The following is a 26446-nucleotide window of genomic DNA, read 5'->3' as shown; positions in this document are numbered from 1 at the left end:
CGTTAGCTTTAATGCTGGACTTGCAACAAAAACTCCTTTTTTTGATCAAATACCAGTAATTTCAAATGGTAAATGGTAACAACTTTAACAAACTTTAAGAATGATAGTGATATCATTTTTTTTAGTTTTATGTGCTAAAATAATTTGACGTATGTATAAATTAAGAAAAAGTGTTGGGTTTAAAAGTTTAATGTTATTAACTAGTATAATAATATTCACGGCATGTAATAACCCGGTAAAGCCTGAAAGTTACAAAGTATTGTTAATTACCAATAATGATTTGGCTGAAGCTTGGCAAGCCTATGCAGATTGGAAAAAATCTATAGGAAAATCGACGAAAATAATAACGGTTTCGGATATTAGTAAGGACTATAATGCAACAAATATTCAAGAGAAAATAAGATTATGCGTTAGAGATTATATAGAAAATTACGGTGTTAAATGGGTTGTGCTAGGGGGGGATAGCCAACCAAATGATAAAGGTGTTGTACCAGGCGGACATATTACGGTTCATCAACAAGAACCCAAAGGTATTCCCACAGATATTATTTATTTAAGCCCTACAAATTGGGATGCGGATAATGATGGTATTTACGGTGAGTTTAAAGATGACCAAGAGGCCATTACGTATCCTGATGGCAGTATCGGTTTAGGAAGAATACCAGTACGTACAAGAGAAGACGTCATAGCATTCACCGAAAAAGTTATAGCTTATGAAGCTAATTACCCTACAGGTAGCTTTGCTAGTAATATGGTATATACGTGTACAGATCAACCCGCTTATGCTAAGGTCCGTAATAGTTGGGATGGTTACCTTTCAAAAGTTTGGAATGGAAATTCGAAACGCTTTTTTTCATCTGAAACGCCATGGGATGAAGAAGGTAAACTTGGGAGCTACGAACTTAGTGCTGAAAATTTAGTGAGCCTTATTAATAACAAAACAACAAGTAAAATGCACATTCATGGACATGGGCATTTACCTGCTTGGTTATTAGAGGGAAAATCTACTTTTATTGGGGATCATGTACAACAATTAAATAATGAAGGAGCTTATCCTCTAATTACCACGGTTTCTTGTAATACAGGTGAATATGATTCAGATAAGGACCCTTCTATTGTTGAGCAAATGATAAGAAAACCTAAAGGAGGTTCGGTAGCTGTAGTAGCACCAATTCGTACAGGGAAACCTCATTTTTCTGATCGTAACGACTTTAAATTGATGGTGTTGGAAGGAAAACTTGATGGAACTACTCATACGATGACAAGGTATTGGATGGCAGGCATGAATGATAATGCTACTACAGGAGAAGCATTAATGAAAGCTAAAAGTGAAATGATAGCTGATGCTAAAAATTCTGAAGCTTACCATCTTTGTATTTGCGAGATAAATTTATTAGGCGATCCTACATTAGATATGCGATCGGCAGCGCCCAAAACGCCTAAATTAGAAGTTGAAAAACAACTTACATTGGGTAAAAACAAACTAGAAGTAAGTACTGCTATTTCTGGTTGTACGGTGTGCGTATGGAAGGAAAATGATGGTATATATGAAATAGCGAAAGCAGATGATACAGGAAAAGCTGCTTTTAATTTAGAAATAGCTAGTGCCGGGGACATGGTTGTGTCTGCATCGGGAATTAATGTTAATAGTGCTGTAACAAAAATATACGTAAAATAGATTGTTAGATATGATTTCTATTGTCATTATTTCTTAAGTATGATGACTGCATTTATAATAAAAAAAGAGGCTGTCTAGAAAGTAACATATTTTGTCATTCAGAGCAAAGCGAAGAATCTTATACCTTTATAAATCAGCATACTATATTATTAAGAGATTCTTCACAGCTTCGCTGCTATCTTTGATTTTCGGCGGAAAGAATCCTGTGGATTTTTCCGCAACAAAATCATAGCCGAAACCGTTAGTAAACATCCAAAACAACCTCAAAAGTCAAGAAAATGACAATTGATAAATACACAGAAAAGAATAAAGGAGACTTTGAGAGGGTTTGGGTTAATTGGTTAACAAACTCAATGGGACTGCAACCACAAAAAAAAGATATTGAGGAAGTGCAAAACCCTGTGCTAAATTACATTAATAGTGGAGGAATGGTATTTTATGCCAATAATAACGGAAAATGTATTGGAGTGGTCGCTATTAAGAAATTGAATTTAACCGATTACGAATTTTGTAAACTAGTAGTAGATGAAAAAGCTCGTGGATTTGGATTAGGTAAACGTCTAGTTCAGAAATGTATCGATTTTGTCAAAGAAGAAAATGGAAAAAACCTGTACCTACAAAGTTTTCATAAACTTGAAATTGCGGTTAAAATGTATAAGGGAATGGGGTTTACCGATGCTTCTGCTCCTGAAGGTATGTTAGTTGTTAAGAGGACTGAAATCATAATGAAAAGGGAAATATAGCTTTGTTCTGAATAAAGAATGAAATTCTTTTGTTAAGAACTATGGATTTTAAATCCATAGTGATTTATTATTCATATAAAGAAAAAGGCACCCCGCTCTGTAACGGGGCAGGCTATTTTATTTTACAGCAATAAAAAATGCGAACCATTCGGTTCGCATTTTTTTTCAAAATAGAATATAAAATTATCTATTCATATTTTTTATTTCATCAATAAAAGTGTCTAAATCTACACCATTACTTACTAAAGTCAATGCTTTATCCACAATATACTTTACATTTTCTGGATGAAAACCAAGACCAATACCTATTTTTTTTAACAAAGTGTTTTCAGAATCTCCATTAATGGTATCTACATGTACCATTCTTACTAAATCAAACAAACGTTCCAAGCGCCTATCGTAAGATACTGGTGGATTAATTGGTTGTGATTGATAATCTTTTAAAATCGATTTATAATTTCCCTCACTAATATCTAGATTTCGTGCTAATCTATCTAAAAATGCTTGTTCCTCAGCGGTAATAATACCATCATCCATGGCAATACGTACAATAGCAGCGAAATGACTCTCATTACGCTTTTTAAATCCACTATCAAATAAATCTGAAAACGACATATCTTATTCTTTTTGTTTTAAAGTCGTGCAAACCTACATATTTTTTATATAAAATGAAATGAAAATAGCATAAAGTAGGTACTACTCTACTCAATATTAACAAATAAAAATGAGCAGAGAAACTATAGTATAGAATGCACTCTCTTGTTTAAATTAAAACAAAAGCATTTTAACCCTTCCACATTTTCCACGATATCTTTTTAAAATCTTATAACAGTAAGTGTGCGAGGTGGTTATTTATCAATTTTTAGTTTTTATAGACCATCAAAACTTAAAAAGGATGTTATTTTAATCCCTGCATACCGAGAGATAGGCCTGATGCGAAATCATGATCCATAAATCTTCTAAATTTCATTTACATTTAACTTATAAAAAAACTGTAAATCCTATATTTGTAATCTTAAAACATAAAAATCAGGTGAGTAAAATCATGCTTGAACAAACCTACGTACAGACTTTGCAAATGCAAAATCTGCAAACTACCATGGCCCAATCCCAATCTTTCGATTCTGTAGAGGACAAGCCAAAAATCCATTTAAAAGGACTCGTAGGGTCCTCGTATTCATTTGTGATTTCTAGTGTTTTTAAACAAGCTGACAAACCATTTTTAATTGTTTTTAACGACAAAGAAGAAGCGGCATTTTATTTAAATGACTTAGAGCAACTCTGTGGTGATAAAGATGTGTTGTTCTATCCGGGAAGCTACCGCAGACCGTATCAAATAGAAGAAACCGATAATGCCAACGTTCTATTACGTGCTGAAGTTTTAAATCGTATTAATTCGCGAAAAAAACCAGCTATCATAGTGACGTATCCCGATGCTCTTTTCGAAAAAGTAGTCACTAGAAAAGAATTGGAACGTCATACTTTGAAGATAGCGGTTAATGATAATTTGTCTATAGATTTTGTGAACGAAGTATTGTTCGAATATCAGTTCAAACGTGTCGATTTTGTAACTGAACCAGGAGAGTTTTCAGTGCGTGGTGGTATTGTAGATGTATTTTCATTTTCACATGACGAACCCTATAGAATTGAGTTTTTTGGAGATGAAGTAGATAGCATAAGAACCTTCGATGTAGAAACGCAACTCTCCGTAGAACAGATTAAGAAAATAAGTATCATCCCTAATGTTGCTAATAAGTTTTTAGAAGAAAAGAGACAAAGTTTTCTGAAATATGTGGCTCAAAAAACAGTGGTATGTTTAAAGAATGCTGATTTATTATTTTCGAGAATTGATGATTTTTACAGTAAAGCAGAAGAAGCTTTTAAAACGCTATCTACTGCCATTAAACATGCCGAACCAAACGAATTGTTTTGTAATTCAACATTATTAAAAAAACAATTATTAGATTTTTCAATTTTTGAGTTTGGGACACAGCCTGTCTTTTGTCATTCTGAACGTAATGAAGCATCTCAAACTATTCAGTATAACACCACACCACAACCATCATTTAATAAACAATTCAATCTTTTAATAGAGGATTTAAACACCAATCACAACAAAGGCTTTACCAACTATATTGCATGTGTTAGTGAACAACAAGCAAAACGGTTTAAAGATATTTTTGATGATGTTGAAGAAGACGTGTCTTATAAAACGATTGTGCTTTCTTTATACCAGGGGTTTATTGATCATGATAATAAAATAGCGTGTTATACAGATCATCAAATTTTTGAACGTTATCATAAATTTCATCTTAAAAATGGTTATGCTAAAAAGCAAGCTATTACTTTAAAAGAACTTACCAATTTAGACATTGGTGATTATGTTACACATATCGATCATGGTATTGGTCGCTTTGGTGGATTACAAAAAATAGATGTAGAAGGCAAAAAGCAAGAGGCTATAAAACTGGTTTATGGAGAGCGCGATGTCTTATATTTAAGTATTCACTCGCTGCATAAAATCACTAAATTTAATGGTAAAGATGGAAAGCCGCCTAAAATATATAAACTAGGTAGTACAGCTTGGAAAACTTTAAAACAGAAAACCAAAGCTCGTGTAAAACACGTAGCGTTTAATCTGATAAAACTTTACGCAAAGCGTAAAACAGAGAAAGGCTATCAGTACAATCCGGATAGTTATATGCAGCATGAGTTGGAAGCTTCTTTTATTTATGAAGATACGCCAGACCAAAGTACAGCAACTGCAGATATTAAAACAGATATGGAAAGCGAACGTCCCATGGATAGATTGGTCTGTGGTGATGTTGGTTTTGGAAAAACCGAAGTTGCTATTCGGGCAGCATTTAAAGCTGTAGATAATGGTAAGCAAGTAGCTGTTTTAGTGCCTACTACTATTTTGGCATACCAACATTCCAGAACATTTAAAGAACGATTAAAAGACTTCCCAGTTACGGTCGATTATTTAAATCGCTTTAGAACAGCTAAAGAAAAACGTGAAACTCTTGAAGGTTTAGAAAAAGGGCATGTAGATATTATTATAGGTACACATCAACTCGTAAATAAGAATGTGATATTTAAAGATTTAGGTTTATTGATTGTTGATGAAGAGCAAAAATTTGGTGTCGCTGTAAAGGAAAAATTAAAAACCTTAAAAGATAATGTTGATGTATTGACGCTAACTGCAACACCAATACCCAGGACGCTTCAGTTTAGTTTAATGGCAGCGCGCGATTTATCGGTTATTACAACGCCACCACCAAATCGTTATCCTATTGAAAGTCATGTCATCCGTTTTAGTGAAGACACGATTCGAGATGCGGTGAGCTATGAAATTGAACGTGGTGGACAGATATTCTTTATTCATAACCGCATTGAAAATATTAAAGAAGTAGCAGGTATGATTCAGCGTTTAGTGCCTGATGCTAAAATTGGTATTGGACATGGGCAAATGGATGGAAAAAAACTAGAACAGCTTATGTTAGCATTTATGGATGGTGCGTTTGATGTTTTGGTAAGCACAACCATTGTTGAAAGTGGGCTTGATGTTCCAAATGCGAATACTATTTTTATTAATAATGCCAATAACTTTGGCTTAAGTGATTTACATCAAATGCGCGGTCGAGTAGGGAGAAGTAATAAAAAAGCGTTCTGCTATTTTATTACACCAGAATATTCTGCCATGACAGATGATGCACGAAAACGAATAACCGCTTTGGAGCAGTTTACAGAATTAGGGAGTGGTTTTAATATAGCCATGAAAGATTTAGAAATTCGTGGAGCTGGTGATTTGTTAGGAGGTGAACAAAGTGGTTTTATAAATGAAATAGGTTTCGATACCTATCAAAAAATATTAAATGAAGCCATTGAAGAACTTAAAGAGAACGAGTTTAAAGACTTGTATAGTGATCCTGATGAAGATAAAGTTTATGTAAAAGAAGTCACTATTGATACCGATTTTGAATTGCTTTTTCCAGATGATTACGTTAATAATATTGCTGAACGATTAAGTCTATACACACAACTTAATAATTTAAAAAACGAAAACGAATTAAGTACTTTTGAGACAGAATTATTAGATCGTTTTGGAGAATTGCCAGAACAAGTGACTGATTTATTGAATAGTGTCCAAATTAAGTGGTTGGCTACTAAAATAGGTTTTGAGAAAGTGATCATGAAACAAGGAAAATTTATTGGTTATTTTATTAATGACCAGCAAAGTAATTTCTACCAAAGTAGTAACTTTACAAAAGTATTGCAGTTTGTTCAAGCGCATTCAAACGCTTGTAAAATGAAAGAAAAGCAAACGCGAAACGGACTGCGTTTAATGCTTACATTTGATGATATAAAATCTGTAAAACAAGCATTAAAAGCGCTAAAGCCAATTGTGGCTTAATTATTGTTTTTATCAAAAAGAATTCCTCGACGCTTTGTGTCGGGGTTTCCGTTGAAATTGTCATTCCCGTGAAAACGGGAATCTAAATACAGAATTTTTATTTTTGACCTTTAGTCAAAATGAAACGAATGAAATACCTTTATGGCTCTGCCTCGAGGATAGTTCGTTTCAAAAAATTCTTTATTAAAAAAACGCCTTGATGCAAAGAATCAAGGTTTCATTTGAAAATGTCATTCTCGCGCCTGTGCTGAACTTGTTTCAGTAACAAGCGGGAATCTAAAAATAGAGTATAATTTTGAACCGCTTATTCTTTTTAACAGTTTTATTGCCAAGTATCCTTATTGCCCAACATACTATCAACGGTAAATTTTCACCAGCAAAAGATTATAATGTTGCTTTGTTGTATAAAGTGACCCCAACGTTGTCTGAGTATATTACAAATACCGAAGTAGCAGCCGACGGGAGCTTTCAATTTAAATTAGATGCTTCTGCAACTAAAGGGATGTACAGAGTAGTATATGCAGTACCACAGGAAGATTATAATTTTGATATTATCTACAACGGAAAAGAAGATATAGACCTCACGTTTAATTCTGAAACAGGCGTGACTTTTCAAAATTCAATAGAGAATAAATTATTGGCATCCTACACCAATAGCATGTCTATGATTACCCAAAGTCTTGGAAATTATTTCAGACAACAGAATGAGGATACACTAGCATTAAAAACCATTTTTAAGACCCAGGCAGAAACCCAGTCTAGTTTTGAGTCTGCTGGAAAAAACACGATTGCACTTTCTTTTATTAAAGCCAATAAACCATACATTCCTAAAAAGTTTGAAGATGTTAACACTTACGTTGATAGTTTAAAGGCTCACTATTTTGATTTTGTGGATTTTAATAATAAAACACTTCAGAGTTCTAGTTTTTTAGAAGAACGTATGTTGAATTATGTGTTTGGAATGTCGTTTAAATCAGTAGATGAAATAACTAGTTATAAGAAAAATATTGATGTGTTTTGTGAAGCTATGAAGAACGCTCCAATAAAAGTTAAAAGAATTTTGTTAGTCGATTTGTGGCAGCAGATGGCTGACTTAAACCATGAGAACGTGGCGAATTATATTGCTGAAACCTATTTAATGGATATTGCAGTATCATTAAATGATCAGGAACTTTTACATGGATTAATTTTATTTAAAAATCTTTCTATAGGTAGTGTAGCTCCTGATTTTTCTCTTGAAATAGTAAAAGATAAAAAAACAGTCACTAAAAAACTAAGCAAGTTAGATGTCGCCGAACGTTACGTTATTTTATTTTGGAGCAGTACGTGTTCACACTGTTTAGATGAGGTTCCGCAATTACAGACCTATATTCAATCCAAAGAAAAAGGTAGAGTAAAAGTTGTTGCTGTTGCTTTAGAAGAAGATACTGTTAAATGGAAAAATTTAATATCTGGTTATCCAGAATTCATACATGTTTACGGAGCAGGGAAATGGGAAAATGAGATTGGCAATGACTATGGCGTTACTGCAACACCAACTTATTTTGTATTAGACAAAGACAAACATATAGTTTCGAAACCAGAAAGTTTTGAAGATTTAAAACTATATTTCGAAAAAGAATAATTTATCAAAAATGATAAAAAGCGTTTTCTAAATGCTCAATATTAAAACCCTCTTTTTCTTTTACAATAGCTATTATATCAAAACGAACTTCAACATCTAAACTATTTTCATTTACATAGTGGTCAACGGCTTTTACTAAACGCTGAATTTGTTTTGGTTTCACAAAATCTTGAGGGTTTCCAAAATCGGTAGTTGAGCGCGTTTTTACTTCAATAATGGCCAGTATATCTTTTTGTTTCGCCATAATATCAACTTCAGCTTTATCAAAACGGTAATTACGTTCAATGATGTCGTAACCATTTTTCAACAGAAAATCGACTGCTAATTGCTCTCCTTTTTTTCCTAGTTCGTTGTGTTTTGCCATGAAGCTAAAGTAAAATATATTTTGTTATTCCAAACCTTATACAAAACCTAGAAAGGAACTCAACTATCCCCTAAACAAAAAGAAGTAGCTATGTCATTGAGAAGGAGGGACGACTGAAGAATCTAAAAAACGGTATTATTAAAAAGTAAACATCTGGTATAAATATATAGAGATTCTTCGCTTTGCTCTGAATGACACTACCCTCTAAACAAAAAGAAGTCATCTTTCATATGTTCAATTTTAGAATCTTCGTTGGTAATAATATAATCTATGGCTTGAGAAGTGAAATCTTTCCCTTTTTTTGTTAATGACACAATCTTATTTTCAATAACAATCATGTTATTTTTAAGCGCCAATTCTAACACCGTTTTGCTCCGTACTTTTTGCCAATTAATATGTTCATTAAGATGGTTTACATGGCGTTCTTCTTCTTCGCTATGATTTCTTAAATGCAGTAAAAAGGTAAGTAACGAAACTTCTGTACGTTGTTGCCTTTCTCTGTAAAGTACTGCAATGACACCTTTACTGGGGGCAAATAAATAAATGAGTAAAAAGAGTACCCCTAACATGGTGGTAATAGAGCCAGCAATGGAAGCATCTAACCAATGTGCTAGCCAATAACCAGAAATGGCACTAAATACACCAAAACAAATAGCGTATACAAGCATGCGTTTTAGGTTGGTCGTAAGCAAATAAGCAGTAGCAGCAGGAGCAATCATTAAAGCAACTACTAAAATGGCACCAACGGCATCAAAAGCGCCAACAGTTGTGATTGAAGAAACCGTCATGAGTCCATAATGAATAACAGCAGGCGAAAACCCTAAAGATGCTGCTAACCCAACATCAAATGTGCTTATTTTGAGTTCTTTAAAAAATGCAAATAATAATCCAATCGTAATGAGTAAAATACTACCAATAACCCATAGCGATTTTGGACCAACATCCATCCCTGCAATTAATAACCTATCAAAAGGCGCAAAGGCTAATTCACCTAATAAAACAGCGTCTACATCTAAATGAACATCGTTGGCATTTTTGGCAATTAGAATAACACCAATACTAAACAATATGGGGAAGACTAAACCAATGGCAGTGTCTTCTTTTACCAAGCCAGTTTTTTGAATGTATTCCACTAAAATAACAGTTATAATACCCGTTAAAGCTGCTAGTAAAATAAGTAGCGGCGAGTTTAAATCTTGAGTTATAAAAAAACCTATAACAATACCAGGCAAAATAGAATGGCTTATAGCATCGCTAATCATTGCCATTTTGCGAAGCACTAAAAAAGTACCGGGAATGGCACAGGCAATGGCAACCAAACTGGCAATAAGCTGTATTTCTATTTGGGCGCTACTCATTATCTTCGGTTTGTTGGTTGTACAAATTAGAAGCTGTTTTAAAACCTTCTTCTGTTAAACTCCACATACTGCCACTGAGTTTTACGTAGTTTTTTCGAACTAATTTTTGAAGCGTCCCTTTTGTATATCCTTGAAAATTATTCAAGATCTTAATGGCGTGAGGGTGTGAAATATTTTCATGTGTTTCAGCAATGTGATACATAAACGACAATGTTTTATGAAGCTGTAAATCACGACGGTTTTTGATAAATCGTATTTGTTTAAAAAGTAATCCGCGACTTGGTGAAAAGATAAAGGAAACCAGCACGAATACACCAGCAACGATAACAATTACAGGGCCTGTTGATAGGTTATTTTGACTGGCACTAATAGCTGTTCCAAAAACGCCTGAAAATGCTCCAAACATGGCTGCCAGAAGTACCATAATTCCCAAACTATTAGTCCATTGTCTTGCGGCGGCGGCGGGAGCTAAGAGCATAGCACTCATAAGAACGACACCTACCGTTTGTAAACCTAATACAATAGCTAGCACAATAAAGGTGGTAATCAAAACATCTATAAATTTAGTGTTGAATCCAAGTGTTTTTGTATAGTCGGCGTCAAAAAGAAGGATTTTAAATTCTTTCCAAAAAAGCAGTAAAACGATAAGACAGACACCTGTTACAATAGTCATAAGCCAAACATCACTTTCTAATAAAGTGGCGGCTTGCCCGAATAAATATTTATCTAAACCTGCTTGATTTGCATTGGGTTGTTTTTGAATAAAAGTTAAGAGGAGCATTCCGAAACCAAAAAATAGAGACAGAATAAGCCCTAAAGCAGTATCTGATTTTAAATGCGTTTTACTAATGATGCCACGAATCCAAAACGTCCCTATAAGCCCACTTATTAAAGCGCCTAATAATAATACATTACTGTCTTTTGCTCCTGTAATTAAAAAAGCAATAGCAATGCCAGGCAAAGCAGCATGTGAGATAGCATCACCCAATAGGCTTTGCTTTCGTAATACCGCAAAACTACCGAGCATGCCCGTTATCGCACCAAGAATAGCGGTGCCTAAGGTTATGGTTCTTAGTGTGTAGTCTGTGAAGACAAGTTTTATGTATTCTGTTACATCCATAATTCCTGCGAAGGCAGGAATCTCTTCCTTTTTTCACATATTTTTTATTCGTTTCGAGTAAGCACTGCATACTGCCACTGAAAACGGTTTACTTTTTTACTCCTGTATACTAACTTTATAATTAATACCGTAGGTCTTTGTTAAATTATCATCATTAAAGATGTCCTTAACGGGACCTGTGGCAATTTTCTTTACATTTAAAAAGGTTACCCAATCGAAATATTCTGGAACCGTTTGTAAATCGTGATGCACGACAATAACTGTTTTATTTGCTTTTCTGAGTTCTTTTAAAATATTAATGATGGCAATTTCGGTTGTGGCATCAACGCCTTGAAATGGTTCATCCATAAAATAGATGGAAGCATCTTGTACCAAAGCTCTTGCTAGGAAAATACGTTGTTGTTGCCCTCCGGAAAGTTGACTTATTTGTCTGTTCTTAAAAGGTAACATACCTACTTTTTCTAATGCTTCAAGAGCCATTTTTTTTTCTTTTTGACCCGGACGCTTGATCCAACCTAAACTGCCATATGTTCCCATCATTACGACATCTAAGGCAGTTGTTGGAAAATCCCAATCTACACTTCCTTTTTGTGGTACATAAGCAACTAATGCTCGTTGTTTTTCATAAGATTTTCCATAAATACTAACGCTACCTGCAATGGGGTTTAAAATACCAAGAATTGATTTGATAAGTGTTGATTTTCCTGCACCATTAGGTCCAACAATAGCCATAAGAACTCCTTCCGGTATTTCTAAATCGATATCCCAAAGTACAGGTTTGTAGTTATAGGCAACCGTTAAATCGTCTACTTTTACAGCGATTCTTCCTGTGGAGTCAGGAATTTCTTTATGCTCTTTATCTTCGTTCATCACTTAATTAACTTAATAACTATGGTTTTTAAATTATGAGATCCCTACTTATATTATTTTTTAGAAACCAGTGCGTTTTATGTTTGAGTTATACTGCAAATTGCAACTGGATACTTCTAACTTATTTAAGCGCATTTACAATAGTATTTACATTATACTTAAACATACCAATATAAGTGCCTTCAATAGTGCCTGCGTTTCCAAGTGCGTCAGAGTACAAAGAACCTCCAATGGTAACATGATGTCCTTTAGAATTCACTGCAGCTTGTAAGGCTTCAATAGTACGTTTTGGTACTGAACTTTCTACAAAAATAGCTTTTACATTTTTTTCTATAATGAAAGCTGATAATTTTTGAACATCTTGTACGCCTGCCTCGGTAGCTGTTGATAGCCCTTGTAAACCAACGACTTCAAAATGAAATGATTTTCCGAAATAATTAAAGGCGTCATGTGCTGTTACCAAAATACGTTTTTCTTCCGGAAGGGTGTCAATAGTTGCTGTTAATTTGGTTTTCAATGCTTCCAGTTGTTTAATGTAATTAGCGCCATTGGTTTCAAATGTTATTTTTTGTTCTGGAATTGTTTCTGACAGCTTTTTAACTATAAACTTGGTGGCTTGTATCCAATAATCTGTATTAAACCAAATATGAGGGTCATAATTAGAGGCAAAATATTCGGAGCCAATAAGCGTATTTTTATCTAAAGCATCAGAAATGGCAATCGTTTTGGTTCTTTGATTGTGCATTTTTTCGAATACTTCTACCAACTTTCCTTCTAAATGCAACCCGTTGTAAAAAATAATATCTGCATTGGCTAATTTAGTGACATCACCTTCGCTGGCTTTATATAAATGAGGATCGACACCACTTCCCATTAATCCTTGTAGGTTAATATGCTCACCACCTATATTCTTTACCAAATCGGTAATCATGGTCGTTGTAGTGACTACATTTAATTTGTTGTTAACCTTTCTTTCATTTTTACAGCTTAAAAAAACTAAACTGATAACGATTATGTAGAGGTATTTTTTCATGTATTTATTTTGTTGCGAAATTACTAAAAAGCCGCTTAATTATTTAAAAGAGTATCTCATGCCAAAAAATGCGCGAATACCTTGATTTGGTCCATATACATAAGATGGATCGAAAGGTAGATCTGTAGGGTCATTTTCATCTAAAGTTTTATCAAACGGATCATTGGCCCTTGAAATGATAAAAGGATTTCCTTTATTTGGTGTCCAGTTTAATAGGTTTTTTACACCTCCATAAATTTCAAAATTAGCTAGTCCATCATAGGTTAATTGTATGTTTTGTATACTCCATAAGGGAGAATTTTTTCTTCGAGGATCAAATTCTCCTAAAGTAGGTAATCGCATAGGGCCGTATATATTGCCCGTATAATCTAGAGTTAAATTGTATTTGTAACTTTTGTAAGAGGCAGCCCATGTCCCTGTAAAGCGCTCGGTTAAAATTTGACGCTGTTTTATACCATTTTCAGTTTGAGAAACATCTTGAAGTGTTCCACCTATTAAAACCTTAACGCCGCTAGCAATAATAGCATCTAAATTTACACTTACTCCTTTAGTAATTGCTTTACCATTTAAATTGTCATATATAATTTGGTTGGGGTTTGTATCGTAATCCGGTGTAATTAGATTTGTAAAATGTGTATACCAGGCGGAGGCATCTAGTCCTATTATAGCTCCTGACTTGGTATAAAACTTTTTAAGGTAATTTATATTGACATTATAGGAACGTTCTGGTTTTAATTCTTCTGTAATGATAACATCTCTTGCACCAGTAAGGGCTGCATGTTCTTCAGTGAAAATATTAACCACTCTAAATCCTGTTCCAGCATTTACACGAAAAATATCATCACTTGTAGGTTTAAATTTGTAGGCAATTCTTGGTGTAAATATATTACCATGCCTTTTATCATAATCATAACGAGCACCTAATAGTATGGTGTTTTTGTCGTTAAGTTTAATTTCATCTTGAGCAAAAAGAGATGGAATAACAACTTCATCGGCTCCTACTGTTGCCGGTGTACTATCATTGTAGTAATTGTATCTGGCAGCCACACCAAATAGTAAATCATGATTTTTAAGCGATTTGTCCCAGGTGAATTGTCCGAAACCAATACGCTGTTGTGCTAAGTATGGGACATTGCCATATACCGAATTTTGGTCATGATCTGTATAAGAGAACTGAAACAAAACTTTTTCTGTCATTGGTAATTGGTATTTTCCTAAAAATTCAAAACGAGAAGTATAAATACTTTCACCGTAAACCTGATCACCTCCTCTATAAGATGGATTCCATTGCATTTCTCCACCCCACCTATCTTCATAAAAATAGCGTCCAGCCAAAGAAAAGAGCCTGTTTTCGTCGCGTTTAAAATCCCATTTCTGAAAAGCAGAAATTCTATTTTGAAGGGTTAAATCAGTAAAATTATCACCATTATTATCTATCGGATTATTGTAGTTAAAATAATTAGTGCCAAAAAGTAAATTGGCTTTATTGCCTACTTTGGTTTTAAATCCCAGATCCAGATTAACCTCTCCCCAACCTGTTGCATAACTGTCGGCAAAAAAACGAGGTGCGTTTTCAGGAAGTTTTGTTATGATATTAATTAAGCCTCCAACGGCCTCACTTCCGTAAAGGGAAGAAGCAGGGCCTTTTACAATTTCAATTTGTTCGATTAAGGAATTAGGAATTCCTGAGAGACCATAAACAGTAGATAATCCACTTACAATAGGCATACCATCGATAAGTACGAGGGTGTATGGACCTTCTAAGCCATTAATATGAATATCTCCCGTATTACAAACATTACAATTAATCTGTGGACGGACGCCATTTACATTTTGCAAGGCTTCAAAAATATTAGGCGTTGGGTTCTTTTTTAAAAAAGCAGGTGAGTAAACTTCAACTGGTACTGGACTTTCCAGACGAGATACTGCTTTTAAAGTTCCTGTAACTACAACTTCTTCAAGTAATTCGGATTCTGGTAAATTAAAATCAACAACAACATCATTTGAAGATATAGTAATTGTTTTTTTCTGAGTTTGATACCCAGTGAATGAAGCAATAATAGTATATGTACCAGCATCTATATTGTTTATTTTAAATGAGCCATCGTCGTTAGATACGGCTCCTTTTTGTGTGCTTTTTAAATAAATATTTACATAAGGTAAAGCACTACCGTCTGATATTGTTTTACCTGTTATGTTTTGAGCGTTTACTGTAAAAGATAATATACTTATAAAGAATATTATTAGGTATCTCATGTTATATTTTTTATGCAAATATAAAATAATTTTTAGATTAGTCTAAAAATTATTTTGATATTATATTTATTCTATCTTTGTTTTATCTAAAAATACAGTTATGATAACCCTTACAGAAGAAAATTATATAAAAGCTATTTATCATCTTGGAAAGTACGGTGTTAATAATGTAAGCACGAATGCTATTGCCAAGGAGATGGAAACAAAAGCATCGTCTGTGACCGATATGGTTAAGAAACTTTCTGAAAAAGAGTATGTCGATTATAAAAAATATCAAGGAGTCACTTTAACTAAAAAAGGAAAAGAAATCGCTATTAATATTGTTAGAAAACACAGACTTTGGGAAGTGTTTTTGGTTGAGAAATTAAATTTTTCATGGGATGAGGTTCATGAAGTGGCGGAACAGTTAGAACATATAAAGTCTAAAAAATTAATTAGTCAGTTAGATGCATTTTTAGAATTTCCCACCCACGACCCACATGGAGACCCTATTCCGGACAAAACGGGTAAGATCAAAAAAATTGATAAAATTTTACTTTCTGAAGCGAAGATTGGAAATGATTGTATTTGTGTTGGGGTTCAGGATTCTTCCTCAGATTTTTTAAAGTATTTAGACAAAAATAATATTGCCCTGGGAACGGAATTGAAAATTTGTCACCGTGAACCTTTTGATAATTCTATCACAATAAAGATAAAAACAAAAGAGCTTATTATATCTAATATGATCGCCAATAATCTATTTGTAAAGGTTTCTTAAAGTTAAATCCTTTAATTGAGAAAGAGCATCATAAAATTAATGACATCCACAACTGTCATCTCCACCACAGGTTTTTTTAGGTTTTGATTTTTTCCAGAAGAATTTTTTAATCAAAAACATAACAGCTAAAGCCATTGCTGTAAAAACTAATATGTCTTGAATGATGGTGTTCATATATGTTTTGTCGTAACAGGTTTAGTAAATTTACTTATTTTAAAAATTGAAATGCAATTAACGCTACTATATAAGCAAAAGTAGTCATAATTACCAATTGTAAAACAGGCCATTTCCAACTGTTGGTTTCTTTTTTTACAATAGCTAGAGTACTCATACATTGCATAGCGAATGCGTAGAATAACAATAGTGAAATACCAGAAGCAAAAGTAAAAACAGCTTTATTTGTTAATTGGTGCCTTTCAGATTGCATTTTGGCACGAATTGTTTTGTTTTCATCATCTTCTATTTCACTTCCAACACTATAGATCGTGGATAAAGTACTAATAAAAACCTCCCGCGCTGCAAACGAACTCACAATGGCGATCCCTATTTTCCAATCATATCCTAAAGGCTTAATTGCAGGTTCTACAACTTTTCCAATATACCCCAAAACAGAGTTCTCTAATTTAAGAGAAGCAATTTCGTCATTAATGACTGCTTTTTTGAAAAGAGGTGTTTTATAAGCTATGGAGTCAGAAATTTGAGTTTCTGTGATATTATCATAATCTTCGATCAAACTATGTTCATAACGTTCCTGCTTATTTTGTAAAGAAAATGCTTGAATGTTATTGAAACCATTTTTACTAATTCCATCATTAACAATCTCTTTTGCATTACTATAGTTCGAGTTAATGCCTATAGAACCTAATACCCAAATAACTATTGATATGGCTAAAATAATTTTTCCAGCACCAAAAATAAAAGCTTTTGTTTTTTCAATAACCGTAAGCCCTACATTTTTGAAAAGAGGGAGTTTGTAATTGGGCATTTCAACCACAAAAAAAGTTTTGCTTTTTATTTTTAGAACTTTATTAAGTAAGTAAGCTGAGAAAACTGCAGACCCAAATCCAATTAAGTAAAGCAACATTAATGTTAAAGGCTGATAACCAAGACCAATAAAACGACCTTCGGGTATCACCAATTCTATGATGATTAAATAAACGGGCAATCTCGCAGAACAAGTTGTAAAAGGCGTTACTAAAATAGTGATTAAGCGTTCTTTCCAGCTTTCAATATTTCTTGTGGCCATAATTGCTGGAATGGCACAAGCAGTACCTGAGATTAATGGTACGACACTTTTACCACTTAAACCAAAACGCCGCATCACTCGATCCATTAAAAATACAACACGACTCATATAACCACTTTCTTCAAGCACGGCTATAAATAAGAATAAAAAGGCAATTTGTGGAATAAAAATAACAATACCTCCAAGGCCAGGAATAATACCTTCTGCTAATAAATTTGTGAAAGCGCCATTTGGTAACATGGTTTTAACCCATTCGCTTAATGATGCAAAAACGTTGTCAATAAAATCCATTGGTACGCCGGACCAGTCATAAATTGCTTGAAAAATAGTAAGGAGAATAACAAAGAAAATTGCATAGCCCCAAACCTTATGGGTTAAAATACGATCTAGTTTTGTTCGTAAATCTTTGGCTTGAGAAACATCAATTGTTTGTCCTTTTTTAAGAACATTATTTATGAATTGATAGCGTTTAATTGTTTCCTTTTGCTGTAAACGTTTTAAATCACTTTTACTTTTAGTTTTAAAATTAGCAACCGCATCAATTTCGTTTCTATCTGTTTTTCCGAAGTTAACATCTTGCGTAATTACTAACCAAAGTTTATATAAAAGTTGGTTAGGAAATGTTTTACGTAAATTCCCAAAATAATCTTGATCTATCTCTGAAGCATTTAAACAAGGCGTTACAGATAAGTCTTTAAAATTAGCAATGAGATTTTTTAAATTATCAATACCTTCATTTTTTCTTGTGCTTATTAAAGCAATTTTGGTTTGAAGATGTTCTTCTAAATAATCAATATCCAAAGAAATACCCTTGTAATTCATCCTATCTGCCATGTTAATAACAAGAAGTGTAGGAATTTCTAAATCTTTAATTTGTGTAAATAATAAAAGATTTCGTTTTAAATTCTCGACATCACTTACAACGACTGCTATATCTGGAAAATCTTTATCATTTTTATTTAAGAGCAGCTCTATAACCACGTTTTCATCAAGAGAAGAAGCGTTCAGGCTGTAAGTTCCAGGTAAATCAATAATATGAGCTTTAACACCTCGAGGTAGTTTGCATATCCCTTCCTTTTTTTCAACGGTTATACCTGGATAATTACCAACTTTTTGGTTTAATCCTGTTAGTGCATTGAAAACGGATGTTTTTCCCGTATTTGGATTGCCAATTAAGGCGACATTTATTTGCTTACTCATGTGTTATTTTTTCAATTAAAATATGAGAAGCAGTTTCCTTTCTAATGGCTAAATGTGTGCCATTAATATTTAAATACATGGGGTCTTGAAAAGGAGCAAGTTGTACAAGTTGCACAGAATTACCAGGTAAACACCCCATTTCTAAGAGTTTTAATGGGATATGAATAGATGAAACATCGGTAATAATACCCTTTTCACCACGTTTGAGATGTGCTAAAGTGTCCTGCAAGCTTATTTAGATTGATTTTAAAGAAGCAAAAGTAGTATAAAAAAGTAGCCTAAAAAAATGCTTGATAAAAAACTATTTTTGATATTCTTCTTTAAGGATTTCAATATCATCAAGTAAGCGATTGATATCTTCTCCATCTGTACCATCATAAAAGCCTCTTATTTGCCGTTTTTTATCAATAAGCATGAAGTTTTCTGTATGTACCATATCGAAAGGGCCTCCATCTCCATGGTCTTTAACTGCCAAATAACTCTTTCTCGCAAGTTGATATATTTGTTTTTTATCACCAGTAACTAAATTCCATTTACTATCATTTACTCCTTTTTTCTTAGCATAACGTTTTAGTTGGGCAACAGTATCGATTTCTGGAGTTACCGAGTGAGAAAGTAGCATGATGTCACTGTCATTAATAATTTCTTGTTGTATTTGCTCCATATGATCGGTCATAATGGGGCAAATGGTTTGGCAGGTGGTGAAAAAGAAATCGGCTACGTATATTTTGTCTTTGTAATCGTTTTGTGTAATTGTTTTCCCGTTTTGATTGATAAGTGAAAAATCGGCTATTTTATGATATTTTTTTTTATATTGAATAGTGCTGTCTACCAATTCGCTACTTACCATGGTAGGCTGATAAATAGGGAGCGGTTGGTAAACATTTAAAGTGTTGTAGATAATTGAAACTATAATAATAGAAATAATGGCAAAAACAATTGCAAACCCTCTATAATTCTTAAAAAATGATACCATTATTAGTTGGTTAAATTAAATTTATGCAAAAATACAATGAAACATCGATGACTAAAAATTTAATCGAAAAGAATTCCCGAGGCTGAACCTGAGGATTTCCGTTAAAATTGTCATTCCCATGAAATCATTATTAAAAAAATAAAAGCAATAAATAAAATGAGAATCTAAAAGAAAGAAATGGTTTTATATGTATTACATACAGCCTTTTTATTTTAATGCATAGAATTTTATTTAAGCTTAAATTCTTGTTAAAAAGATCTGCATGTTATAATTGTCTTTTTAAAGTTGGTTTAAAAGCGTACTTTTGTGCGATTAAAAAATTCGATTGAAGTTATATGGAGTTTGTTATTAAAATATCTCAATTTTTACTAAGTCTTTCGTTGTTAATTATTTTGCACGAATTAGGACATTTTATTCCTGCAAAGGCTTTTAAAACGAGAGTAGAGAAGTTTTATTTGTTTTTTGATGTGAAATTTTCATTGTTCAAGAAGAAAATAGGTGAAACTGTTTATGGTATAGGTTGGTTACCATTAGGGGGCTATGTAAAGATTGCTGGAATGATTGATGAAAGTATGGATACTGAGCAAATGGCTCAAGAACCACAGCCTTGGGAGTTTCGATCTAAACCTGCATGGCAACGTTTAATTATTATGTTAGGTGGTGTCACAGTGAATTTTTTACTGGCAATTTTCATTTATATCGGGATGAGTTATTTTTATGGGGATCGATTTTTACCAAATGAAAATATTAAAGATGGTCTTTTAATTGAAAGTACCATTGCTAATAAAGCGGGATTGCACACAGGGGATAAAATTATTTCTGTAGACGGCGACAAAATTGAAAATTTTTCTGAAATTTCTGAAAAAGTGCTGTTTGGTAAAGAGATAATTATTGAAAGAAATGGGGAGCAATTAACAGTAAATATGCCTGAAGATTTTTTATCACAGTTAATTGATTCTAAGGAAAAAGGTTTTATAAGCTTAAGAGAGCCTTTTGTTATAGTTAAAGTTCCTGATACTTCTTATAATAAGAATAGTGGTATTAGAAAAGGAGATATTATTCTTGGATTAAACGATTTTGAAACAAAGTATATTGATCAGGTAAAATCTGGATTAGAGAAATTTAAAGGGCAAGAGGTTCGTGCTACAGTTTTAAGAGATGATGCCGAAGTTACTCTACCATTGAAAATAAGTGAGGCCGGTAAGTTAGGATTGGTTTATGCATCAGGATCTACGCCTGAAACCTTAGAAGCTTTAGGATATTATCAATTTGAGACTAAAGAATATGGCTTTTTTGAATCCTTTCCAATAGGATTAAAGAAAGCTGGAGATAAAGTATCATCTTATATAACTCAGTTTAAAGCTATTTTCACACCAAGTACGGGAGCATATAAAGGTGTAGGGGGATTCAAAGCTATTTACGATATATTCCCGAGTTTTTGGAGCTGGCAAGTATTTTGGGGTATCACCGCCTTTTTATCAATCATGCTAGGCGTTTTAAACTTATTACCAATACCCGCTTTAGATGGTGGCCATGTGATGTTTTTACTATACGAAATGGTGTCTGGCAGAAAACCCGGAGATAAATTTATGGAATATGCGCAAATGGCTGGTTTCTTTATTTTAATAGCTTTAGTTTTGTTTGCTAATGGAAATGATATTTATAAAGCCATTTTTGGGTAAAATTTTTAAAATTTTTATTTGCAGTAACTAAAAATATATATATATTTGCGCTCGCTAAGGCAAAAAGATACACTCCTTCTTAGCTCAGTTGGTTAGAGCATCTGACTGTTAATCAGAGGGTCCTTGGTTCGAGCCCAAGAGAAGGAGCAAAAAAAGTTCAACAGAAATGTTGGACTTTTTTGTTTTTACGACTTTTCTAATCCTTTTTATCATTTAGCCCTAAGTTCTGCATTTCAGCCGTTAAAATATCCTTTTAATAGAATTTTGAATCTGAATTTTGTTACTGAATTGGTAAAATTCTTACTGATTTGTACAAAAAATCGGATTAAATGTAGTTGTTTTCGGATTAACTGTGTTTTTATTGATAGATTTACAATGACAGTAATGAAACCTGAATAAGGCGTTCTAACTATCTTAATCATGAAATTTTTAATGAAATGCTAATACTGTTTGTTTCGGTGGGAAATAGTAAAGTCTAGTACTAGAATTTCATAAGAAGTTAAAACAGGGTAAGTACTCGTTTCATTCAACAAAATTTTGGACAATTCGCCATTAATTTTGGTATACTACAATTATCTATCTAACAACCTATTCAAAATGATTTTTACACGTATTAACAATTCCTTAGCGCTATTTTTTCTCATATTTCCGATGCTTTCAATTGCTCAAATAGATTACTTCTGGGTGGGTGGATCAGGAAATTGGACAGAGGCAACAACGCATTGGGCAACAACTTCTGGCGGTAGTACATTTCATAGTACTGCTCCTACCTCAGCGGATGATGTTTTTTTTGACGCCAACTCCTTTAGTTCAACCGGACAAACGGTTACGGTCGACAGCGAGGGAGATCTATCTAAAAACATGGACTGGACAGGAGCCCTGCACACTCCTACCTTTAACATCAATAGCAAGAAGATTAACATAGCAGGTTCCTTGACCCTTATAGCCGATATGACCTTAACGGGGAATAACATAAATGCAGGAACGGTATTTACCTCGACCACAACAGGAAACACGATTACTTCTGGAGGTCATGACCTAGGGCGTATCTGGTTTGATGGTGATGGCGGTGAGTGGTCGCTCACACAAGACACACAGGTCTATGAGGTATTGATTACCAAAGGGGTTTTTGATACCCAGAATTTTGATATGACCATTACGGCAGGGGCAAGAGGCGTGAAGCTTTATAATGCGAGTCCGTCCTATGTTGAGGGTATTAGACTGGGAACTTCACAATTAAATATAGCTGGCGGACAGAATGTGACCTGGGATATGAGAAATGCCGATGTTTGCGATGCTAGTCAGTCAACAATAATCATTACGGGCTATAGAGAGGGTTGCTGTGGCAATTATTTTTATGGCGGAGGTTTCGCATACAATATCGTTCGGTTTACCGAGACCAGTATTGGTCCCGGGTATTGGCAAATAGATGGGGATAACAGCTTTAATGAGCTCTCTTTTGGAGCAAATGCAAAAATAATAGGAAGCAATAGCATAGGCACGCTAACTATGGAACCTGGTTTTAACTATGAATTTGGTGCAGGGAAAACCCAAAATATTAGTACAATTATTGGAAATGGAAATTGTATCAAGCCTTTAGAAATTAAATCTGTATCCTCTGGAACCCCAGCAACCTTATCGGTAGCAACAGGAACTTTAGATTTTGATTATTTAATCCTTTCTGATATTACTGCGATTGGAGGTGCTACGTTCAATGCTACAAACACCATAAATGGAGGAGGAAATACAGGATGGAATATTACTGAATTGATACCCAGTAATAGAAACTTATTTTGGATAGGTGGATCAGGAAATTGGGCAGATGGCAACAACTGGTCTGAATCTTCAGGAGGTACAGCGTATGGTTGTATTCCTACTGCAACAGATAATGTTTTTTTTGATGCCAACTCCTTTAGTTCAACCGGACAAACGGTTACAGTCGACAAGGAGGGAGATTTGTCTAAAAACATGGACTGGACAGGAGCTTTGCACGCTCCTACTTTTAACATCAATAGCAAGAAGATTAACATAGCAGGTTCCTTGACCCTTATAGCCGATATGACCTTAACAGGGAATAACATTAATCTGGGAACGGTATTTACATCAACCACAACAGGAAACACGATTACTTCTGGAGGTCATGACCTAGGACGTATCTGGTTTGATGGTGATGGCGGTGAGTGGTCGCTCACACAAAACACACAGGTCTATGAGGTATTGATTACCAAGGGGATTTTTGATACCCAGAATTTTGATATGACCATTACGGCAGGGGCAAGAGGCGTGAAGCTTTATAATGCGAGTCCGTCCTATGTTGAGGGTATTAGACTGGGAACTTCACAATTAAATATAGCTGGCGGACAGAATGTGACCTGGGATATGAGAAATGCCGATGTTTGCGATGCTAGTCAGTCAACAATAATCATTACGGGCTATAGAGAGGGTTGCTGTGGCAATTATTTTTATGGCGGAGGTTTCGCATACAATATCGTTCGGTTTACCGAGACCAGTATTGGTCCCGGGTATTGGCAAATAGATGGGGATAACAGTTTTAATGAGCTCTCTTTTGGAGCAAATGCAAAAATAATAGGAAGCAATAGCATAGGCACGCTAACCATGGAACCTGGTTTTAACTATGAATTTGGTGCAGGGAAAACTCAAAATATAACTAACATAGTAGCACCTGGAACAATTGGCAATGTAATTACAATTAAAAGCCTAACAAGTAATGCGCTGACAGAAATTAAATTGGCTCAGGAGCTTTGTTCCGATTATTTAAGCATTGGTGATATAGATTTACATGTTCTTAGTCCCGGTATAGACGCTGGTTTAAATGGAATCGATTTAGGAGGAAATGATGGCAATATATATTTTGATGGCTTATGTGCTTTTCCAGCAATAGATACTACTGCTCCAGTGATTAATTTGCTTGGCGATAATCCAGTATCAGTAGAGGTTGGGACAACTTATACAGACGCAGGGGCTACTGCAACAGATAATGTTGATGGAGATATAACTTCTAGTATAATAGTTACAGGTACAGTTGATACATCTATTATTGGGGAATATATATTGTCATACAATGTTAGTGACAATTCAACAAACGCTGCCACCGAAGTAACACGAACGGTAAATGTTGTAGGAACACTATCAATTGATGAAAGTGATACTAATAGTGTTTATTTATATCCTAATCCAGTATCTAATAGATTCTATATTAATGGATGGAAAAAAGACATGTCATTGTCTATTTACGATGTTATGGGTAAAATGATTTATTCAGGAAAAGAGAATCAAATAAATATGAATAATATAATATCTTTAAAAGGCGTGTACTTTATAAGAGTTCAAGCCAAAAATAAAAGTACGACATTCAAAATTATTAAAAGTTAACCTCTTAAACTTTATGTTTAAACAGGCCTGTTGTAATTAAACCATACCTTGTTTTTTATTTAGAAATAATAGCGGCTTTCGCTGCTGCAACCGTATTTTTGGAATTACCAATAAAAATCTGATTACCATTTATTATAACAGGTCTGCTTAAAAAAGTATAATGCTCAAGGATATAGTGTTTGTAGTCGCGCTCTTCTAATTTTTGATTTTTTAAATCCATTTCCTTATAAAGCTTGGAACGCTTACTAAAAAGTGACTCATAACTGCCTGAGAGTTCTTTCATTTGCTCTAATTGTGCTACTGTTATTTCTTCTGTTTTAATATTTTGTAAAACAAATTCAGAAGACAGATTTAACTCTTTCAATATTCTAATACAAGTACTACAGGTTTTTAAATAATATACTTTTTTCATGTGTTCGTATTTGTCTTTAGTTCTGGGTATTCCGTTCACGAAAACTATTCCCAACAAAATAAAAGTAAATATATCATTTAGAACTATATTTATCCAAAAAATAAATGACATGACATTTACATTCGAAGTATTAACCAATACAAGAAATTCTCTTAAAAATATTTTGGAAAAAACAAGCTTAGAGGATTTAAATAAAATCCCTGAAGGTTTTAATAATAATATTATTTGGAATGTTGCCCATATAATTGTGAGTGAGCAACTTTTAGTTTACAAACTATCAGGTTTACCGATGATGTTATCTAGTGAAACGATTGATAAATATAGAAAAGATAGTAAGCCAGAAGCTTTTGTTACACAAAAGGAAGTTAATGAGATAAAGGAATTATTATTTTCAACTATAGAAAAAACAGAAGCGGATTATAAAAATAAAACCTTTAAAGAGTATAATACATATACCGTTTCTACAACAGGTAATACGCTAACAAATGTAGATGAGGCATTACAATTTGTGTTTTTTCATGAAGGGCTGCACATCGGGTATATTTTAGCACTTTTAAAAGCTATTAAAATGTAATAGTGAGTCAACTTTTTCAAAAGGGATTGTAAACTCAATAATGCCCGTTGAATATGGCGCTATCTCATAGATATTATAAAGTAAAATAACACCTTCTTCATTATAAGCGATATTTGCAGGTAATTTGAAGGTTTCAATGTCAAAAATGGCATCTTTGTCCTTAACGGTTTTATCAAAATAAGTTTTAGCTACTTTTTCGAAGCCATCAATATCTTTAAATAATTTGTCATTAGAAATTAAATTCCCAGTTTCAGTTTCAAAATTTAAGAAAGAAATGTTTAATGTTCCGTGCGCACCACCTGTGTTAACATAAGATGTTATAGCAATACTTATAATTTCTGAAGATTGAAACATAACTTCTCCATCTATTTGTGCTTCCCATTGTTGTGCAGTTTCTGGAAAATCGGTTTTAAATGTTTGAAATTCTTTATTGAATAAAGTAATACTTTCTTCAATGGATTTTGAAGTGATACTGTCTTGTTCTCCAGTATGTAATAATGCTACGACCGTTTTTTTAATTATTAAATTTATTTGGTTGGCAATGCCTTCATTTCCTTTGGCATCTGGAATATTTACTTCAACGAGATGATTGTTGCTGGTTGAAATGTTTACCTCAGAAAATGACAGATTTAATTCATTTTTACAAGCTATAAAAATGAAAAATAGGTATACAATTAAAAGGGGCTTTTTATAAAACATACTTGGGTTATTAAGTAGCATTAAAGATAATTATTGCATTTGAATTG

At 33.6% G+C, this 26446-nt stretch carries 21 protein-coding genes and 1 tRNA gene; 9 read left to right on the top strand and 13 right to left on the bottom strand.

Features of this window, described 5'->3' with window-relative positions:
• Positions 1-151: 151 nt before the first annotated feature.
• Together Q4Q47_RS07115 and Q4Q47_RS07110 are read left to right on the top strand one after the other, a co-directional pair.
• Positions 152-1678: a C25 family cysteine peptidase gene (locus Q4Q47_RS07115; protein ID WP_303305957.1), complete on the top strand. Its 1527-nt coding sequence runs from the start codon at positions 152-154 to the stop codon at positions 1676-1678.
• A gap of 278 nt (positions 1679-1956) precedes the next feature.
• Complete coding sequence (locus tag Q4Q47_RS07110; RefSeq protein WP_303305956.1) at positions 1957-2421, top strand: GNAT family N-acetyltransferase; 465 nt, start codon at positions 1957-1959, stop codon at positions 2419-2421.
• 183 nt (positions 2422-2604) lie between these two features.
• Here Q4Q47_RS07110 and Q4Q47_RS07105 read toward each other — a convergent pair whose 3' ends face one another.
• Positions 2605-3036 (bottom strand): tellurite resistance TerB family protein, encoded by a 432-nt coding sequence (locus Q4Q47_RS07105; protein ID WP_303305955.1) that lies wholly within the window; start codon positions 3034-3036, stop codon positions 2605-2607.
• A 484-nt stretch (positions 3037-3520) separates the two neighbouring features.
• On the opposite strand from Q4Q47_RS07105, the gene mfd reads away from it, so the two are divergent.
• Positions 3521-6835, top strand: a complete 3315-nt coding sequence (gene mfd, locus Q4Q47_RS07100; protein WP_408612151.1) for a transcription-repair coupling factor — start codon at positions 3521-3523, stop codon at positions 6833-6835.
• 295 nt (positions 6836-7130) lie between these two features.
• Positions 7131-8459 carry a TlpA family protein disulfide reductase gene (locus Q4Q47_RS07095; protein ID WP_303305953.1) on the top strand — a complete coding sequence of 443 codons (1329 nt, stop codon included), beginning with the start codon at positions 7131-7133 and terminating at the stop codon, positions 8457-8459.
• 4 nt (positions 8460-8463) lie between these two features.
• On the opposite strand, the gene Q4Q47_RS07090 is transcribed toward Q4Q47_RS07095, so the two are convergent.
• From Q4Q47_RS07090 to Q4Q47_RS07065, 6 genes are all read right to left on the bottom strand, one after another.
• Complete coding sequence (locus Q4Q47_RS07090; RefSeq protein WP_303305952.1) at positions 8464-8823, bottom strand: YraN family protein; 360 nt, start codon at positions 8821-8823, stop codon at positions 8464-8466.
• Between the two features lie 197 nt (positions 8824-9020).
• Complete coding sequence (locus Q4Q47_RS07085; RefSeq protein WP_303305951.1) at positions 9021-10181, bottom strand: metal ABC transporter permease; 1161 nt, start codon at positions 10179-10181, stop codon at positions 9021-9023.
• Positions 10174-11301, bottom strand: coding sequence for a metal ABC transporter permease (locus Q4Q47_RS07080; protein WP_303305950.1), 1128 nt, complete (start codon positions 11299-11301; stop codon positions 10174-10176). The genes Q4Q47_RS07085 and Q4Q47_RS07080 overlap by 8 nt, the downstream gene beginning before the upstream one ends.
• 96 nt (positions 11302-11397) lie before the next feature.
• Positions 11398-12171 (bottom strand): metal ABC transporter ATP-binding protein, encoded by a 774-nt coding sequence (locus Q4Q47_RS07075; RefSeq protein ID WP_303305949.1) that lies wholly within the window; start codon positions 12169-12171, stop codon positions 11398-11400.
• Between the two features lie 121 nt (positions 12172-12292).
• A complete protein-coding gene (locus Q4Q47_RS07070; RefSeq protein ID WP_303305948.1) occupies positions 12293-13204 on the bottom strand; it encodes a metal ABC transporter solute-binding protein, Zn/Mn family in 912 nt (303 codons plus the stop codon).
• A 39-nt stretch (positions 13205-13243) separates the two neighbouring features.
• On the bottom strand, positions 13244-15460 hold the full coding sequence (locus tag Q4Q47_RS07065; protein ID WP_303305947.1) for a TonB-dependent receptor: 2217 nt from the start codon (positions 15458-15460) through the stop codon (positions 13244-13246).
• Positions 15461-15560: 100 nt separating this feature from the next.
• Here Q4Q47_RS07065 and Q4Q47_RS07060 point away from each other — a divergent pair, with 100 nt between their 5' ends.
• Complete coding sequence (locus Q4Q47_RS07060) at positions 15561-16217, top strand: metal-dependent transcriptional regulator (RefSeq protein ID WP_303305946.1); 657 nt, start codon at positions 15561-15563, stop codon at positions 16215-16217.
• A 36-nt stretch (positions 16218-16253) separates the two neighbouring features.
• Here Q4Q47_RS07060 and Q4Q47_RS07055 read toward each other — a convergent pair whose 3' ends face one another.
• The 4 genes from Q4Q47_RS07055 to Q4Q47_RS07040 form a co-directional block, all read right to left on the bottom strand.
• Entirely contained in the window at positions 16254-16391 is a 138-nt protein-coding gene (locus Q4Q47_RS07055) for a FeoB-associated Cys-rich membrane protein (RefSeq protein ID WP_303305945.1), read from the bottom strand.
• A gap of 34 nt (positions 16392-16425) precedes the next feature.
• Positions 16426-18663 carry a ferrous iron transport protein B gene (gene feoB, locus Q4Q47_RS07050; RefSeq protein WP_303305944.1) on the bottom strand — a complete coding sequence of 746 codons (2238 nt, stop codon included), beginning with the start codon at positions 18661-18663 and terminating at the stop codon, positions 16426-16428.
• Positions 18656-18892, bottom strand: a complete 237-nt coding sequence (locus Q4Q47_RS07045; RefSeq protein WP_303305943.1) for a FeoA family protein — start codon at positions 18890-18892, stop codon at positions 18656-18658. The genes feoB and Q4Q47_RS07045 overlap by 8 nt, the downstream gene beginning before the upstream one ends.
• Before the next feature lie 72 nt (positions 18893-18964).
• Positions 18965-19639, bottom strand: a complete 675-nt coding sequence (locus tag Q4Q47_RS07040) for an SCO family protein (protein WP_303305942.1) — start codon at positions 19637-19639, stop codon at positions 18965-18967.
• 335 nt (positions 19640-19974) lie between these two features.
• On the opposite strand from Q4Q47_RS07040, the gene rseP reads away from it, so the two are divergent.
• From rseP to Q4Q47_RS07025, 3 genes are all read left to right on the top strand, one after another.
• Positions 19975-21321 (top strand): RIP metalloprotease RseP, encoded by a 1347-nt coding sequence (rseP, locus tag Q4Q47_RS07035; protein WP_303305941.1) that lies wholly within the window; start codon positions 19975-19977, stop codon positions 21319-21321.
• A 73-nt stretch (positions 21322-21394) separates the two neighbouring features.
• Positions 21395-21468, top strand: a tRNA-Asn gene (locus Q4Q47_RS07030).
• A gap of 450 nt (positions 21469-21918) precedes the next feature.
• Positions 21919-24714: an immunoglobulin-like domain-containing protein gene (locus Q4Q47_RS07025; RefSeq protein ID WP_303305940.1), complete on the top strand. Its 2796-nt coding sequence runs from the start codon at positions 21919-21921 to the stop codon at positions 24712-24714.
• 55 nt (positions 24715-24769) lie between these two features.
• Here Q4Q47_RS07025 and Q4Q47_RS07020 read toward each other — a convergent pair whose 3' ends face one another.
• Positions 24770-25126 carry an arsenate reductase family protein gene (locus Q4Q47_RS07020; RefSeq protein WP_303305939.1) on the bottom strand — a complete coding sequence of 119 codons (357 nt, stop codon included), beginning with the start codon at positions 25124-25126 and terminating at the stop codon, positions 24770-24772.
• Between the two features lie 109 nt (positions 25127-25235).
• On the opposite strand from Q4Q47_RS07020, the gene Q4Q47_RS07015 reads away from it, so the two are divergent.
• Positions 25236-25700: a DinB family protein gene (locus Q4Q47_RS07015; protein ID WP_303305938.1), complete on the top strand. Its 465-nt coding sequence runs from the start codon at positions 25236-25238 to the stop codon at positions 25698-25700.
• Here the strand turns inward: Q4Q47_RS07015 and Q4Q47_RS07010 are convergent.
• Positions 25680-26420, bottom strand: a complete 741-nt coding sequence (locus Q4Q47_RS07010; protein WP_303305937.1) for a DUF3298 and DUF4163 domain-containing protein — start codon at positions 26418-26420, stop codon at positions 25680-25682. The genes Q4Q47_RS07015 and Q4Q47_RS07010 overlap by 21 nt on opposite strands.
• Positions 26421-26446: the final 26 nt, after the last annotated feature.

It is taken from the genome of Flavivirga spongiicola, from assembly GCF_030540825.1.
Classification (GTDB): Bacteria; Bacteroidota; Bacteroidia; order Flavobacteriales; family Flavobacteriaceae; genus Flavivirga; species Flavivirga spongiicola.
This window is presented reverse-complemented; position numbering and strand designations above follow the sequence as displayed.

Excerpts from the sequence above, each read along its gene's own strand:
- Q4Q47_RS07090 (WP_303305952.1), bottom strand. The coding sequence starts at position 8,823 with ATGGCAAAACACAACGAACTAGGAAAAAAAGGAGAGCAATTAGCAGTC.
- Q4Q47_RS07055 (WP_303305945.1), bottom strand. The coding sequence starts at position 16,391 with ATGAACACCATCATTCAAGACATATTAGTTTTTACAGCAATGGCTTTA.
- Q4Q47_RS07105 (WP_303305955.1), bottom strand. The coding sequence starts at position 3,036 with ATGTCGTTTTCAGATTTATTTGATAGTGGATTTAAAAAGCGTAATGAG.
- Q4Q47_RS07020 (WP_303305939.1), bottom strand. The coding sequence starts at position 25,126 with ATGAAAAAAGTATATTATTTAAAAACCTGTAGTACTTGTATTAGAATA.
- Q4Q47_RS07025 (WP_303305940.1), top strand. The coding sequence starts at position 21,919 with ATGATTTTTACACGTATTAACAATTCCTTAGCGCTATTTTTTCTCATA.
- Q4Q47_RS07075 (WP_303305949.1), bottom strand. The coding sequence starts at position 12,171 with ATGAACGAAGATAAAGAGCATAAAGAAATTCCTGACTCCACAGGAAGA.
- feoB (WP_303305944.1), bottom strand. The coding sequence starts at position 18,663 with ATGAGTAAGCAAATAAATGTCGCCTTAATTGGCAATCCAAATACGGGA.
- Q4Q47_RS07065 (WP_303305947.1), bottom strand. The coding sequence starts at position 15,460 with ATGAGATACCTAATAATATTCTTTATAAGTATATTATCTTTTACAGTA.
- Q4Q47_RS07110 (WP_303305956.1), top strand. The coding sequence starts at position 1,957 with ATGACAATTGATAAATACACAGAAAAGAATAAAGGAGACTTTGAGAGG.
- Q4Q47_RS07010 (WP_303305937.1), bottom strand. The coding sequence starts at position 26,420 with ATGCTACTTAATAACCCAAGTATGTTTTATAAAAAGCCCCTTTTAATT.
- Q4Q47_RS07070 (WP_303305948.1), bottom strand. The coding sequence starts at position 13,204 with ATGAAAAAATACCTCTACATAATCGTTATCAGTTTAGTTTTTTTAAGC.
- Q4Q47_RS07080 (WP_303305950.1), bottom strand. The coding sequence starts at position 11,301 with ATGGATGTAACAGAATACATAAAACTTGTCTTCACAGACTACACACTA.
- Q4Q47_RS07085 (WP_303305951.1), bottom strand. The coding sequence starts at position 10,181 with ATGAGTAGCGCCCAAATAGAAATACAGCTTATTGCCAGTTTGGTTGCC.
- mfd (WP_408612151.1), top strand. The coding sequence starts at position 3,521 with ATGGCCCAATCCCAATCTTTCGATTCTGTAGAGGACAAGCCAAAAATC.
- Q4Q47_RS07015 (WP_303305938.1), top strand. The coding sequence starts at position 25,236 with ATGACATTTACATTCGAAGTATTAACCAATACAAGAAATTCTCTTAAA.
- Q4Q47_RS07040 (WP_303305942.1), bottom strand. The coding sequence starts at position 19,639 with ATGGTATCATTTTTTAAGAATTATAGAGGGTTTGCAATTGTTTTTGCC.
- Q4Q47_RS07060 (WP_303305946.1), top strand. The coding sequence starts at position 15,561 with ATGATAACCCTTACAGAAGAAAATTATATAAAAGCTATTTATCATCTT.
- Q4Q47_RS07115 (WP_303305957.1), top strand. The coding sequence starts at position 152 with ATGTATAAATTAAGAAAAAGTGTTGGGTTTAAAAGTTTAATGTTATTA.
- rseP (WP_303305941.1), top strand. The coding sequence starts at position 19,975 with ATGGAGTTTGTTATTAAAATATCTCAATTTTTACTAAGTCTTTCGTTG.